The sequence below is a fragment of the Streptosporangium sp. NPDC006007 genome, from assembly GCF_040614315.1.
Lineage (GTDB): Bacteria > Actinomycetota > Actinomycetes > Streptosporangiales > Streptosporangiaceae > Streptosporangium.
On the sequence record NZ_JBEXUG010000010.1, the window covers coordinates 158,560 to 171,016 of the forward strand.

The following is a 12,457-nucleotide window of genomic DNA, read 5'->3' on the forward strand; positions in this document are numbered from 1 at the left end:
CGCAGGGGGAGCCTGTACGGGCGGAGCGGAGACCCCGCGCGGCGGTGACCCTGTCAGATCGTCATGGTGCCCGGCCTGGGAAGGCCGGGCACCGGCACGTCCGGACCGTCGTCGCCCCTGGGGCTTGTGAGGGGTCTCGCCGAAGGACAGGCCGTGCCGCGATGCCGTCGCCGCTGTCGAAGCCCGTTACCCCCGCAGCACGCCGGCGACGTCCGGCGCCGACGACAGCGCCAGCAACCGCCGCAGCAGCAGTGCCGTCTGCTCCGCACCACGTGACGGCCGAACGAGGTCGGTGAACTTGTCCATCACCAGGCTGTCCGGCACGGGATTCCGCAGCGATCCGGTCGGGTAAAGCACGCGAGCGGACCACTGGCCGCCGTCGACGTGGCGCACCACGACCTCGGCCCCGTAACTGTGCGCGAGAGTCGGATCCGGGTCGACCGTGTAGTTGATCCGGCCCATCAGCGCGGCGGTGCTCGCCGTGACCTGGAACGGCTCCCCGGCCGGCGGCAGGAAGTCGACGGGTTGCACCGTCGCGTTCTGCAGCGCCACGGCGAGGCAGTAGTAGAGGCTGAACTTGGCGGCGTAGCCCGAGGAGGGCATCAGCTTGTCCGCAGCCGGCTCGCAGACCACGTGCACCGCCTCACGGGGGACGCGGCACTCCACCGACGCGATCTTCTTGAGCGCGGCCGCGTCGACGGGCCCGTGCTCAAGCACGTACCGGCGAGCGGCGTCGATCGGCGCATGCGTGAAGTGGCAGCACGGGTACGGCTTGATGACCACCCGGGTGGTCTCCCACTCCTCGAACAGTCCGCGGGTCAGACGCGGCAGGTCAACCTCGCCGAGCGCCTGTGACCCGAGGAAGGCCGCGAACAGGCCCTGCTCGCCCTCCAGGACCGCGTGCGGGCCGGTGAGCCCGGCAGCGGCCAGCCTGGCGGCCCAGATACCCGCCAGCGCGGCCCACCCGAGGTGGAACGACTTCAGGTCGCCGCCCTCGATGACGGTCTGCAGGATGCCGCTCGACTGACTCGCGGCGATGCCCATGGCGTCGGCCACCTGCCGGCTGTCGAGCCCCAGGCCCATCGCCACGGCCGCGGCGGTTGCGACCGTGCCGCAGACCGAGGAGGCGTGCAGGGCGTGCAGCGTGAACCGGTGCGGGGCGGCCGACGCGATGCGTGCCATCACCTCCAGGCCGACTACGGTCGCCCGCACGACCTGATCTCCGCTCCAGCCCTCCTGCTCGGCGACGGCCAGCACGGCGGGGACGACGACGCCGGCGGGGTGCAGGCCCCCCTCCGGGTGTGTGTCGTCGAAGTCGGAGATGTGGACGGCGATGGCGTTGGCCAGCGCGGCCGTTGACTCACCGCGGGGCGTGCCGTCCCCCCAGGTGGTGCTGCGGCCCTCGGTGCGCCCGACCGAGCGGGCGGCGACGACCGAGGGGTGCTCGGCGTTCGCGATCCCCAGCCCGACGGCATTGAGAACGAGCAGCGTCGCCCTGCGGCGTACGTCATGGGGGATCTCGGCGGACCGCAGCGCGACCGCGAAGTCCGCCAGGACAAAGGAGGCAGTCTTCATGGTTAAACAGCCTGCCACGCCATGGCTTCCAAGGAAACACTTGATCCCCGTGGCGCGTACCACTCCAGGCGTATCCCCGGCAGAGGAAATGCGATACGGCGCCGGTGCGCACGAGGTCCGCTGTTGCTACTCTGGAGTCGTGTTTTCCCCTGTAAGGACAAGACATCCCTTCCAAGAGGCCGTTCAGCAGATCACCGACGCCATCCGCGCCGGTGATCTGTCCGTGGCTGATCGGCTCCCCTCGGAGCGGGTACTCGCCCGCCAGATGGACATCAGCCGACCTACCCTCCGAGAGGCGGTAAAGGTTCTTGTCCAGACAGGGGTACTGGAGGTTCGCCCCGGTGCGGTCGGCGGCATCTTCGTTCGTTCTGACACGGTGCCCGTGCAACTCAATGACGACGGCTGGCGGCTCCGGGTCAGCGAGGTCACCGATGTCCTTGAGGCGCGGCGGGTCATCCAGATCAACATCGCTCAGCTGGCCGGGATGCGAGCCACCGAAGAAGACGTGCGGGCGATGGACACCACACTGAGCCTGCTGCGCGAGAGCGTCGCGGACCGGCAACGCTTCATGCAGCTTGACGAGCGGTTCCAGATCGCCATGGCGCGGGCCGCCCACAACCAGGTACTGCTCACTCAGGTGCAGCACCTGCTGCGGCAGGTCCGGCTCGCCAAGGACCTGGCACTGCGCGACGCGCCGCCGGACGAGTCGATGTGGGCACTGGGGTCGCTGGGACGGCTGCTCGACGCCATCCGGAGCAAGGACCTCGCATGTGTCGTCAAAGAGATGGATGAGCACCTGGCCTATCTGGAGAACATATGGTCCGAAGAACTCAGCCACGGGCAGCGGACCGCGCGGGCGCTGCTCGCTCACCCGGAACCGGCCCGGTTCACCCGAACCAGACAGGACTGACCGGAACACCCCCTCCTCTGTCATCAGCCTGGCCCGAGGCTCAGAGAAGGACGGTGGCCACGGTGGAGGGCCTGATCGGGCGTCCTGCGGCGGTGTTCCTCGCGCCCCTGGCCGGGTGAGGCGAGCCGGGAGAGGGACATGTACAAGCTGCATCATCTGCTGACCTTCCAGGCCGTCCACCGGACAGGCTCGTTCGCGATGGCCGCGCGGGAGCTCGGTTACACCGCGTCGGCGGTGTCGCAACAGATCGCCGCTCTGGAAAAAGAGACCGGTCTGGCGCTTTTCGAGCGCGAGGCACGCGGTATCCGGGCGACGACGGTCGCGCACCACCTGGCTGAGCTGAGCCGGGGGATACTCGCCGGCGTCGACGAGTTCGACTCCCAGGTGCGACGGCTCGCGAAGGGGGTGAGCGGGCGGCTCCGGGTGGGTGGCTTCACAACGGCGAGTGTCCGCCTGGTGCCCGCGGCGCTGTCCGGTTTCCGGCAGCGCCGGCCCGGTGCCGAGATCACCCTGGACGACGGCGAGCCGGAAAAGTTGCTCGACTCGCTCATCGACGGCGGGCTCGACATCGCGCTGGTCTACGAGTACGGACTGATTCCCCGGCAGTGGCCCGCAGGGGTCAGGACGCTCCCCCTGGTCAGGGAGGATCTGCTTTTGCTGCGCCCGTCCGGTGAGACGGGACCGCCGGACCTGTCGCGACTGGCCGACCGCCTGTGGATCACCAGCCGGAAGGGTACGGCCGGGGACCTCTCCCTGGCTCGGCTGTGCGCGTTCGCCGGGTTCACCCCCACGGTCGCCTTCCGCAGCAACGACTATGACGTCGTACGCGAGCTGGTCGCCTACATGGGCGGTGTCGCGGTCGTGCCCGCGCTCGGTCACGTGCCCGACGAGCGCGTATCCGCCGTGTCGCTGCTGTCGTACGCCGCCGCCCATCGCACGGTGCTGGCGATCCATCGGGAGGGTAACGCGAACCCGGTGCTCGGTGACTTCCTGGCGGCTCTGCGCCAGGCGATCCCCCGGAACGCGGACCATCTGATCGCTTTGTGATCCGGGTGCGGGCCCGCGAGGTCGGGTGCCGGACGCCGGGTGCGGTGAAGCCGGGCTCACGCTCGGCCATGGCTGGATTCCGGGCCGCTCATGGCTCGCTTCCAGCCCGCTTCCGGCCGCGACACCCCGGCCGAGGGCCGGTGAGCCGCGTCAGGAACCAGGACCCTCCCCCAGCCATGTGTCATCGGTCGCGAGCTCTCGCAGCACGCTGACCAGGGCGGCCACGGACGGACGCCGCTCCGCGGAGGTGCGCACGATGGCCACGATATGCCGCTCGAATGTCTCGGCCAGCCGGACGATGCTGAGCCGGGAGGGACGCAGACGCAGCATCAGATCTGTGACGGGGGTGACGCCCAGTCCTGTTTCCACCAGGGCCAGCGAGGCCGCGGTGTCTGTGACCTCGTGACGCACATCGGGTTCGACGCCGAACCTCCGGCAGACCGTCCGGACGGCCTGTCCGTAATGGCTTTTCGCCGGAGGCAGGATCCACCCCAGCGATCCTGTGTCGGCGATGCCGATCAGTTCCACCCCTTCGAGGGTCGCAAGCGGCGTCGCCAGTGAGAACCGCTCGCGGTAGAGGCGCACCACGCGCAGGTTCGGATTGCGCCGGATGGGCACGTCGGGGTAATCGATGCCCAGGGCCAGATCCACCGCACCGGAGGCCACCGCGTCGTAGACCTCGTCGACATCCATCTCCCTGCTTCGAACGGCGAGGTCCGGATACCGTTGCTCAACCCGGCCGAGGGCCAGGGGAAGGATCTCGGCGGCCGCTGTCGCGAAGATTCCGATCGCCAGGGAGCCGGCGATCTCGGTGGTACTCCGTTCGAGGGTCGCCACCGCCTCCGCCTCTATCTCAAGCATCCGCTCGGCGTGCCGGACGAGTGCGCTGCCCGCGTCCGTCAGTTCGAGTCGCCGTCCCACTTTGCGCAGCAGAGGCACCCCCGCCGCCCTCTCCAGGGCGCTGAGTTGCTGCGACACGGCACCGGGGGTGTAGCCAAGAGCCTGTGCCGCAGCGGTGACGGTGCCCCGGCGGGCCAACTCCACCAGCGACCGTAGTTGCACGCTCGACCAATCCATTCAGGAAATCTTATAGATTAACCACAAAAATTGTGAATAGACGTGAATGATCTGGAGCTTCATGATGGGTGCCAGTCGCCCACTGCGGCCACGCCTCCTGACGGCGGGACGCTCCGCGGCTGAAACGCCCCCCTCCTCCGCGCTGACCCGCGCTGCCTGAAGGAGAACATTGTTGCCTGTCTCGCAAATCTCCCGTAACGTGCCCGGCCGCGCCGACGTGGTGATCGTGGGAGGTGGGGCGATCGGCACGAGCATCGCCTTTCACCTGGCCGAGGCCGGGGTCACCGACGTGGTCCTCCTGGAGAGGGGTGAGTTGGGTGGGGGGTCGACGTCCAAGGCGGCGGGTGGCGTTCGCGCCCAGTTCTCCGACCAGGTCAACATAAAGCTCGGTGCCCGAAGTCTTGAGGCGTTCTCCCGCTTCGGGGCGCGGCCCGGGCAGGAGATCGACCTGCACAGCGTGGGATATCTCTTCCTGCTGTCGGACCGTAAGGACGTCGAGTCCTTCGAACGCGACATCAAGCTCCAAAACGACCTCGGTGTCTCCAGCCGGCTGATCGACGTCGCCGAGGCCAAGCGGCTCTCCCCGCTGATCGACACCAATGGCCTCCTCGCCGCCGCCTACTCGCCCGACGACGGCCACTGCACCCCGGAGTCGGTGGTTCTCGGTTACGCTGCGGCCGCCCGGCGGCTTGGCGCCAAGCTGCTGACCAGGACGACGGTCATCGGGATCGAGCCGGCGGGGGACGAGGTCCGTACCGTGGTGACCGACCGCGGCGAGATCGAGGCCGGCACCGTGATCTGCGCCGCCGGTGCCTGGTCCCGGGCGGTCGGTGAAATGGCCGGCGTCGACCTGCCCGTGACCCCGGTACGTCGTCAGGTCATGTTCACCGAGCCCCTGCCCGAGCTCGCGCCGGTGGTGCCGTTCACCATCGACTTCTCCACGACGTTCTACTTCCACCGCGAAGGCCGCGGTTTGCTGATCGGCATGTCCGACCCCGACCAGGATCCCGGATTTCACCTCGACTACTCCCAGGACTGGCTGCCCAGGCTCAGTGAGGCGATCGGCACCCGCGCCCCCGGACTGCTCGACGTCGGACTGCGTGACGGCTGGGCCGGCCTGTACGAGGTGACGCCGGACCACAACGCGCTCATCGGCCGGGCCTCGACGCCTTCCAACTTCCTGTACGCCACGGGCTTCTCCGGGCACGGCTTCCTGCAGAGCCCCGCCGTCGGGGAGGTTGTCCGTGATCTCCATCTCGGCCGGACGCCCGTCATCGACGTCGGCCCACTGACCGTTCGGCGTTTCTCCGACGGAGCGACGGTCCGCCCGGAAACCCACATCGTCTAGTCACCGGCATCCGAACGAAGAGACGCCTTCATGAAAACGATCAGCCAGTGGCAGCTCCGTGCGGTGTTTGCCCGGCGGATGTCGGACATGTACGGCCGGGAGGTACCCGCCTATACGACCCTGGTCGATGTCTCCCGCGAGGTCAACGCCGAGGCGTTGCAGCACACGGACGCCGAGCGCCTCGGCTCGATCGGCCGGGTCACCGCCGAGCGGCACGGCGCCATCCGGGTCGGCACACCGAGCGAGCTGAACCAGGTCGCCCGGATCTTCGGGGCACTCGGCATGCACCCGGTTGGCTTCTACGACCTGCGTGAGGCGGCGGCCAGCGCCGTGCCGGTGGTGTCCACGGCCTTCAGGCCCCTCGACGCCGACGAACTCGAGCGTAATCCGTTCCGGGTCTTCACCTCCATGCTGACCTCGGCCGACCCGCGCTTCTTCAGCGAGGATGTGCGCCGGCAGTTGGAGATCTTCCTCTCCGGCCGGGAACTGTTTCCGCCGGAACTGCTGGAGCTGGCCGACCGCGCGGAGCGTGACGGCGAGCTGCCGGAGGACGCCGCGGAGCGCTTCCTGCGGCTGGCGGTGGGCTCGTTCGAGTTGTCGGCGGAACCGGTCGACCGCACCTGGTACGCGACCTTGGAGGCCATTTCCTCGGTCGCCGCCGACATCGGCGGTGTGCGCAGCACTCACATCAACCATCTGACGCCCCGGGTCCTCGACATCGACGAGTTGCACCGGCGGATGGGAGAACGCGGTATCGAGATGATCGACACCATCCAGGGCCCACCCCGCTGGGACGGCCCCGACGTGCTGCTCAGGCAGACGTCGTTTCGTGCCCTCGCCGAGCCGCGTGCTTTGCGAGAGCCCGACGGCAGTGTCACCGCCGGGGTGTCGCGAGTGCGTTTCGGCGAGGTGGAGGCCCGGGGCATCGCGCTTACCCGCGAAGGCCGCACCCACTACGACAGGCTGCTCGCCGTCGTCGATCGCCGCCTGGCCGAGCGCCCCGGCGGCAGCCGCGACGAGATCACCCGCGAAGTATGGGAAGAAGGCCTGCCCGACACCGAGCGAGGTCTCATCGAGCAGGGCCTGGCGTTCTTCACCTACCGCCTGCGAGAGGACCGGCCCCGCTGCGGCCCGCGGCGGCCGACGAGTGTGCTCGCCCTCCTCGACGGGGGCTGGGTCGATGCCGAACCCATCGTCTACGAGGACTTCCTGCCCCGCTCCGCAGCCGGGATCTTCCAGTCCAATCTCAGCGGCGAGGGCAGCCGGGACAACACTCAGCAGGCCGTCCACTATGACGCCGACTGGATGGCAGGGGCGATCGACCGGCACATCCACGACCCGTTCGCGCTCTATGAGCGGCAGCGGAGTGACTCGATCAGCCACGTCGCCAAGTTCCTCGGTCTCGCCGGCGACCTCATCTGACCGTCCGGACCCGACGCTCGGCAAGGGAGATCCGATGACCGGCCGTACCGTGAATTTCCTGAAGAAGGACCGGCTGCCGGACACCCCGGCGAGCCTGTATGCGCCGGGCGACCCAGACGGTTCTCCCTGGTCAAAGACCTGCTTAAGACGTTCTTATACTGCAATCGCCTTGGATGGGCGGACTGTTGGATATGTCCTCTCGCCGGGCGATGCCGTACGGTGGGACCGTCTGGGTCCCGGAAAGGCATCCCATGTCCCAGAGCGCTTCTCTTCTCGTCCTGTCCGCCGCGGACGTGCACGCCCTGTTCGGCGTCGACCTGGCGATCGAGTCGCAGCGCCGGGCGTTCACCGAACTCGGCCTGAACCGTGCCGTGCTGCCAGCGCGTCTGCTCGTTCCGGGGCAGGACGACTCGGTGTCCTTCTGCTACGCGGCCCGGCTGTCGCCCGACGCGGGCGCGGTGTGTAAGTTCGGCAGCGTCAATCCGGCGAACGGCGGACGGGGCCTGCCCGTCGTCTCCGCCCTGGTGACCGTTCTGGACCCGGAGGACGGCCGCCCCGTCGCCATCATGGACGGGACATCGGTCACCACCATCCGCACCTCCGCCGCCAGCGCCGTCGCGGTGGACGCGCTGACCGGCCAGGGAACGCGCTCCCTGGCGATCCTGGGCTCGGGAGTGCAGGCCGGTGCGCACGTACGGGCCATCGCCCGCGTGCGCGACCTGAGTGACGTGCGAATCTGGAGTCCGGACGCCGGCCAACGCCGTACGCTGGCCGGCACGCTTGACGCGGAGTTCGCCTTCGCGGTCTCCGCGGCCGAGTCGGCCGAGGACGCGGTGCGCGGCACCGACCTCGTGGTCTGCTGCACCACCAGCAAGGATCCGGTTGTCGAGTACGACTGGCTCGCCCCGGGCACCACCGTGATCAGCATCGGTTCCTTCGCCGCCGACCGTCACGAGGTCTCCGCCGAACTCGTGGCGCGGGCGGGAGCCCTGGTTGTCGACGACGTGGCGACCGCCCTGGAAGACGCCGGGCCCATTGTCCGGGCGATCTCCGATTCCGTCATCTCGGAGTCCGATCTGATGTCGCTCGGAGAGATCGTCGCCGGGGTGCGCGCGTGGCGGCGTGAGGACTACGACGTCGTTTACTTCAACAGTGTCGGAATCGGAGTGCAGGACGCGGCCGCGGCGGCGGCCGTCGTCGAGGCGGCTCGGGCCGGCGGGCGGGGCGTGCGGGTCAGCGTGTGACGACGTGCCTACCCGCCCGGGGGCGGGTAGGCGAGCACCGCGCCTTCACCCCAACCGTGATCCGCTCTGTCCGGCCGAGGCCTTCGAGGCTCACCGCGCCTTCATCGTCCGCCGCCGGGTCACCCGACCCGGTGAAGAGTACCGGAGCCCCACCGAAAAGGAGTGGGACGCTTTCCTCGCGCACTTCGAGAAGCGCGAGGTATCCATCGGCATCCGCGCTCGTGCCTTTCAAGCTATGAGCAGGCGGAGGCCGAGATCTGCCGCGTCGAGGTCGGCGAGGTCGCTGTTGCGCTCGGCCCACCGGCCGAAGCCGAGGTCGTCGCCGAGGCCTCGCACCGCCCGCTGCTCGGCCTCCGGTCCGACCCTCGTCCATACCGACATCGCACGGCGCACGTGATCCTCCAGATACGCCGCCGGTCGGCGCCAGTACGCCTCGAACAGGCCGTCGGCGCAGTCCCACGGGATGGGCACCGGCTCAGCGCGGGCGCCGATCGCGTCGGCCATCCCCGCAAGCGAGGGAAAATCCGCCAGGACGGCGGCGAACTCGGGCAGGTAGTCGCGGGTAAGCCAGAACCGGTCCTGCCATCCGGGCTCGTCGGTGTCGAACGTGAGCACCACCACGCGGCGGGCCACGCGCCGCATCTCGCGCAGCCCCGCTATCGGGTTCCCCCAGTGGTGGACGGTGGAGACGGCCATCGCGACGTCGAAGGAGTGGTCCGCGAACGGCAGGTTCTCCGCGGTGGCGGCCACGCACGGCGCCGAGCCGGGAGGCCGCTGCCCCCGCATGACCGCCGATGGCTCCACCGCGGTCACGTCGCGATCAGCAGGCTCGTAGGAGCCGGTGCTGGCCCCGACGTTCAGCACCGTCCGCGCGTCCCCGAGCGCGTCCCAGATCTGCGCGGCGATCCGTGGTTCGGTACGCCGTGTCGCGGTGTAGGCGCCGCCGATCGCGTCGTACAGCCGTGCACCGAGCATCTCCAGTTGCTCCTCCGGTGTCACCTTCAGCCCCTTGGCCCGTGCCTCAAGTTCCCTGTCGATGGCCGCCACCATGGCGTCAGCGCGATCACGCCGCTCCAGCAACAGGCCGCGCAGTCGGCGCAGGTGCGTGACCGCATGGGTGGACGGGTCGCCGACCAGTTCCGCAACCTCCCGCAGCCCGAGGCCCAACCGCCGATAGGCCAGCACCTCCCGCAGCCGCTCCACGTCGCCCGCCGGATAGGTCCGGTACCCGGCCACGGTCCGCGCCGACGGCCGAACGAGCCTGATCTCGTCATGTGATGCAGCGTGCGGACGCTCACGCCGGCCAGCTCGGCCACGCGTCCCACGGTCCAGTGATCCTCCACGGAACCGACTATGCAACCTGACGCCACGTGAGGGTCAAGAGCCTTCAGCCCAGGGGGGCCAAAGCGGGCATGGTCCCGATTTGGTGCCGGGGCAAGGTGCACAAGGCCGAGCACCTCGGCTACGCGGCCCGTGCTGATCTGTCTGCACACCGAGGGGGACCGGGATCGGAGGATCGCCGACGGCATGGGCAGGCTCGCCGAGGAGGCCCTGAACGGAGGGGGATCGGGCACGTAACGGGCACGGAAGATCGAAATGACCCCGGAAAAAATCAAGGCCCAGATCGGGAAACCATCCCTGACCTGGGCCTTCATGGTGAGAGCAGGTGACGGGAATCGAACCCGCGCTGTCAGCTTGGGAAACGGCCGCTGGCGTTGGTGGGCTGAGCTGGGAAAACGGGGATGCAGGTAGACGGGGTGCGGTTCCCCGTGAGTTCCCGTGGGTGACCGGGATTCCCCGCCTGTTCTGGCACGGATCTGGCACGTGATCAGCGCCGCTCGGGACGACCTGGACGAAACCAGGCAGGACATGGCGCACCCGCGCATGTGTCCGCATGCCTGACGGCCTCGTCCGTCATCGATCCTTCCTGGCGGAGAGCCGAGCATTTTCGGGACGCGGTACTTGCCGTCGCTATAACGTCCGTGTTATAAACTGGGGAGAGGTGGAACTGGAGCCAGAGGTTGATGAGTGGTTCGACACGCTTGATCAGGAGGGGCAGGAGACGGCGGCGTTCTACGTCGACCTGCTGGCCGAGCGTGGCGTCCTGCTGGATGAGCCCTACACCCGTCAGCTCCGCGGCAAGTTACGTGAGCTGCGTTTTCACCTCGATCGGGAGGCGGTACGGATCACCTACTGGATCGCACCGGGCCGGCGGATCATCATGCTGACGGTGTTCCGCAAGCAGCGGATGCGCGAGTCCGCTGAGATCGAGCGGGCGTGGCGGGCCATGCAGCGGTGTATCGCCGAGGCTCACACGGCAGACAAGGAGTGAGCGGTATGGGTGAGCGCAAGAGCTGGGGCGCCAAGCGGGCCGAGATTATGAGCCGTCCTGGGGCCGGAGCGGCGTATGAGGCCACCAGGATCCGGTTTGAGCTGGGTGAGGCGGTACGGCTGCGCCGTGAGCAGCTTGGCCTGACCCAGAGCGACTTGGCCGAGCGGACAGGCTTGAAGCAGCCGGCGGTGGCACGGTTCGAAGCGGGCGGGACGATGCCGACCATCCCGATGCTGGAGCGGCTCGCGGAGGCTCTGGAGATGCGGCTGAGCGTTCAGTTCCAGCCACTGCGCGAAGCAAGCTGATCTTCAGAGGGTTTCCAGGGCTGTGGACCGCCGAAGGAGAACTGGGAGACCGAAGGTCACTGGAAACGACTAAGGCCCAGATCGGGAAACCGTCCCTGACCTGGGCCTTCATGGTGAGAGCGGGTGACGGGAATCGAACCCGCGCTGTCAGCTTGGGAAGTCTCTATCGCACCTGGTCCCTGAGCTGGGAAGACGCTGACCTGCGGGGGAGCGGGGTGGGTGACCGTGGTTCCCCGTGAGTCCCCTTTGATCACTCTTCTGACGGGCACGCAACGGGCACGGGAGCGTCTCCGCCTTCGTCGCCCTGATGCTCGGTGGTCCGGGGTTGAGGAACGAGACCCCGGACCGTCGATCGCCCCCAGCCCTGTGCTGAGATCAGCCACCGCCAGGCGATCGTCAGGGCGGTAGCTCAACGGACCGGGTCTGGAGATCCACTTTCCCGCGTGCGATCATCGGCTCATGACGTTGATCAGAAAGGGCCATGCCGCGTAGGCGCCCTTCGGAGGTTCGCGCACGGGGATCAGTGTGCGAAACCCACAGAGCTTCGATCCATCAGATTCCGGGCCTCGGGCGTCGGCCCATGGCGGCGGTGATCGCACTGGAGCACACGCGGATGCGGCCGGGCACGGTGGCCGAGGCACTGCTGGCCTGGACGCAGGCGGCTCTTCCCGGGAGTGCCGACCGGATCGGTCCCGGGTGCATGTGTCCCGAGTGCTGCGGAGACGCGCCACGCCAGCGGCTCGAACAGGCGCTTACCGCCTTACCGCGCTGGGCCAGGCCGTATCTGTACGCCTTGGTCCTTCCTATCGACAGGCGGTTTCTCGCCCGGACATCGCCGGACCTGCATGCCTCGCCCGAGCGGCCATGGTGGCAACAGCGGCGTTAACCATTGAGAACGGCTTATCAGCCAGTAGGCGGCGGTGCGGTCCTGGTGCGGCGGTTGATGGGCGAGTACGGCGTGCGGGCGGTGCGGTGGGCGGCCCGTGGTCCCGCCGCCGGCCGAGACCGGCGCCCACGCCGCACGCTCGGGTGGCGTTCGGGCGGCGGGCCGTGCGGCGGCGCGCCGCGCCGCCGTCTTGATACCCATGAGAACAATTCGGCAGTACTGATCAAGAAGTGCGGGCGTGACATAGGTTTGACCACTTATCAGGCACTGTTTTCCCAGGTGACATCCTTGAAGGATGAGGTATTCAGACA

Annotated in this window: 10 protein-coding genes and 2 pseudogenes; 9 read left to right on the forward strand and 3 right to left on the reverse strand. The window is 68.6% G+C overall.

What is annotated here, in order from left to right:
- Positions 1-186: 186 nt before the first annotated feature.
- Complete coding sequence (locus ABZ194_RS11270) at positions 187-1,575, reverse strand: MmgE/PrpD family protein (RefSeq protein WP_355594856.1); 1,389 nt, start codon at positions 1,573-1,575, stop codon at positions 187-189.
- A gap of 88 nt (positions 1,576-1,663) precedes the next feature.
- On the opposite strand from ABZ194_RS11270, the pseudogene ABZ194_RS11275 reads away from it, so the two are divergent.
- The 3 genes and pseudogenes from ABZ194_RS11275 to ABZ194_RS11285 all read left to right on the forward strand — a co-directional run.
- A pseudogene (locus tag ABZ194_RS11275) lies at positions 1,664-1,909 on the forward strand (winged helix-turn-helix domain-containing protein); the annotation flags it as partial.
- Between the two features lie 48 nt (positions 1,910-1,957).
- A complete protein-coding gene (locus ABZ194_RS11280; protein WP_355594879.1) occupies positions 1,958-2,485 on the forward strand; it encodes an FCD domain-containing protein in 528 nt (175 codons plus the stop codon).
- A 138-nt stretch (positions 2,486-2,623) separates the two neighbouring features.
- A complete protein-coding gene (locus ABZ194_RS11285; RefSeq protein ID WP_355594858.1) occupies positions 2,624-3,532 on the forward strand; it encodes a LysR family transcriptional regulator in 909 nt (302 codons plus the stop codon).
- A gap of 150 nt (positions 3,533-3,682) precedes the next feature.
- Here the strand turns inward: ABZ194_RS11285 and ABZ194_RS11290 are convergent, their stop codons facing one another.
- A complete protein-coding gene (locus ABZ194_RS11290; protein WP_355594860.1) occupies positions 3,683-4,609 on the reverse strand; it encodes a LysR substrate-binding domain-containing protein in 927 nt (308 codons plus the stop codon).
- A 172-nt stretch (positions 4,610-4,781) separates the two neighbouring features.
- Here ABZ194_RS11290 and ABZ194_RS11295 point away from each other — a divergent pair, with 172 nt between their 5' ends.
- The 3 genes from ABZ194_RS11295 to ABZ194_RS11305 all read left to right on the forward strand — a co-directional run bounded on the left by ABZ194_RS11295 (position 4,782) and on the right by ABZ194_RS11305 (position 8,623).
- Positions 4,782-5,957 carry an FAD-binding oxidoreductase gene (locus tag ABZ194_RS11295; protein WP_355594862.1) on the forward strand — a complete coding sequence of 392 codons (1,176 nt, stop codon included), beginning with the start codon at positions 4,782-4,784 and terminating at the stop codon, positions 5,955-5,957.
- A gap of 30 nt (positions 5,958-5,987) precedes the next feature.
- Positions 5,988-7,379, forward strand: coding sequence for a DUF1338 family protein (locus ABZ194_RS11300; protein WP_355594864.1), 1,392 nt, complete (start codon positions 5,988-5,990; stop codon positions 7,377-7,379).
- A 251-nt stretch (positions 7,380-7,630) separates the two neighbouring features.
- Positions 7,631-8,623, forward strand: coding sequence for an ornithine cyclodeaminase family protein (locus ABZ194_RS11305; protein ID WP_355594866.1), 993 nt, complete (start codon positions 7,631-7,633; stop codon positions 8,621-8,623).
- A gap of 228 nt (positions 8,624-8,851) precedes the next feature.
- Here ABZ194_RS11305 and ABZ194_RS11310 read toward each other — a convergent pair whose 3' ends face one another.
- A complete protein-coding gene (locus ABZ194_RS11310; RefSeq protein WP_355594868.1) occupies positions 8,852-9,859 on the reverse strand; it encodes a methyltransferase domain-containing protein in 1,008 nt (335 codons plus the stop codon).
- Between the two features lie 766 nt (positions 9,860-10,625).
- On the opposite strand from ABZ194_RS11310, the gene ABZ194_RS11315 reads away from it, so the two are divergent.
- From ABZ194_RS11315 to ABZ194_RS11325, 3 genes and pseudogenes are all read left to right on the forward strand, one after another.
- Positions 10,626-10,955: a type II toxin-antitoxin system RelE/ParE family toxin gene (locus tag ABZ194_RS11315; protein ID WP_355594870.1), complete on the forward strand. Its 330-nt coding sequence runs from the start codon at positions 10,626-10,628 to the stop codon at positions 10,953-10,955.
- A 5-nt stretch (positions 10,956-10,960) separates the two neighbouring features.
- Positions 10,961-11,260 carry a helix-turn-helix transcriptional regulator gene (locus ABZ194_RS11320; RefSeq protein WP_189792389.1) on the forward strand — a complete coding sequence of 100 codons (300 nt, stop codon included), beginning with the start codon at positions 10,961-10,963 and terminating at the stop codon, positions 11,258-11,260.
- Positions 11,261-12,203: 943 nt separating this feature from the next.
- A pseudogene (locus ABZ194_RS11325) lies at positions 12,204-12,457 on the forward strand (hypothetical protein); the annotation flags it as partial.